The organism is Azospirillum sp. B4, assembly GCF_000333275.1.
Classification (GTDB): domain Bacteria; phylum Pseudomonadota; class Alphaproteobacteria; order Azospirillales; family Azospirillaceae; genus Nitrospirillum.
Window position 1 is genome coordinate 1 of the sequence record NZ_BACU01000284.1, and the last position, 1,405, is coordinate 1,405.

Consider the following 1,405-nt stretch of genomic DNA (forward strand, 5'->3'; position numbering starts at 1 on the left):
CAGCGCCAGGCATGCTGAACCACAGGGAGAAGGGTTTTTGCGTGCTGGCCATCTATTCCTCCTATGATGCAGGATGGTTTGACAACGCCCTGTGGCGGAAAAACTCTTGGTAGCTTTTTTTAAGACGACATGGTAGCAGATTCTTCCTGTCGGCCCGCGTTTGAGACGCGAAGGCACTCCTCCCACNCACCATTCGCCTTGAAGGGGCCCATCCCATGGCACGGCGCAGCACTCCGGATGATGACAAGATCGATCGGCATGTCGGGGCGCAGGTCAGGGCTCGCCGCCTCTTGCTGGGGCGCAGCCAGGAGGACGTGGCGCAGGCGATCGGCAAGTCGTTCCAGCAGCTGCAGAAGTACGAGCTGGGCCGCAACCGTGTGGCGGCGTCGACCCTGTTGAAGCTGTCGAGGGAGCTGGGCGTTCCCATCAGCTACTTCTTCGAGGGACTGGAGCAAGGCCCGCCCATGTCGCAGCGGGAGGACCTGCACCAGCGCACCCTGCTTGAGCACATCAGGGTGGTCCGGGCGATGCCGGCCGGCCTGCAGGAGCCGCTCTTCGGCCTGGCGCGATCCCTCGCCGGCGGCCCGCCGGCCGAACGGGAGGTGGCGTGATCATGGACGGGGACGATCAGGAAGAGGGCCAGCCAGGTCCAGCCGGGACCTTCGACGTGCTGGCCGCCTGGCGGGGGTTGCCGGCGGACTGCCAGGAGGCGATCGGCGCTGCCGCCCTGGTTCATATCCTGGGGCTCATGGGCTCCATGCAAGGTCTCAGTCCAGCGCAAGGGTATAGGGCGGCGGAGCACGAGGGCATCCAGAGTTTGGAGCAGGCGGTGCTCACCCACCTTCCCGACGCCTTTGACGGTGATGGGCTCCCACGGCGCCCTGAGCTGGCCGGCATCGATGTCCATGCCTGCCGTGGGTGCGGCTGTACGCAGGATCATGCCTGCGAGGGCGGGTGCTGGTGGGTGGAGGAGGACCTCTGCTCGACCTGTGCGGGCCAAGCCGTGTGCGTTTCGGCGCCTATCTTCGATGAGGCGGGAAGGACGAATGAAAAATAAGTGCTTCCCCCTCGGGGTCGTGGTGGTCGAGGTTCATTGTGTTGGTGGCCAGGTGACCATAGAAGATTTTGACCCGGATGACCTTGAGCTTGCACAGGATTTTGCGACGGAGGTCTGTCATTTCTCCGATGTCACCAAGACTGTGCTTTGGGTTCACGGAGAACGAACGACGTATCAAAACCCAGCGAAGACGCCGGAATCTCACTCATAATCACCGTTTCGGTCTCCTTCATGGTTGATGATGATAGACGATGAATACTCTGCTCGGAGTCAGGCTACAGATAGTCTGTCATGGGGTCGAGGCGCGTCGTCGAAAGAACAGCGGAGGGGCAGGATTGATCGGCTTAC

2 protein-coding genes are annotated in these 1,405 nt (G+C 62.1%); both read left to right on the top strand.

The window, feature by feature from the left end; translation table 11 throughout:
* Positions 1–215 precede the first annotated feature (215 nt).
* A complete protein-coding gene (locus I55_RS12470; RefSeq protein ID WP_044560904.1) occupies positions 216–611 on the top strand; it encodes a helix-turn-helix domain-containing protein in 396 nt (131 codons plus the stop codon).
* A gap of 2 nt (positions 612–613) precedes the next feature.
* The gene (locus tag I55_RS33015; RefSeq protein ID WP_049974059.1) at positions 614–1,057 is read left to right on the top strand and encodes a hypothetical protein; all 444 of its coding nucleotides are present in this window, start codon (positions 614–616) and stop codon (positions 1,055–1,057) included.
* Positions 1,058–1,405 lie beyond the last annotated feature (348 nt).

Excerpts from the sequence above, each read along its gene's own strand:
- I55_RS33015 (WP_049974059.1), top strand. The coding sequence starts at position 614 with ATGGACGGGGACGATCAGGAAGAGGGCCAGCCAGGTCCAGCCGGGACC.
- I55_RS12470 (WP_044560904.1), top strand. The coding sequence starts at position 216 with ATGGCACGGCGCAGCACTCCGGATGATGACAAGATCGATCGGCATGTC.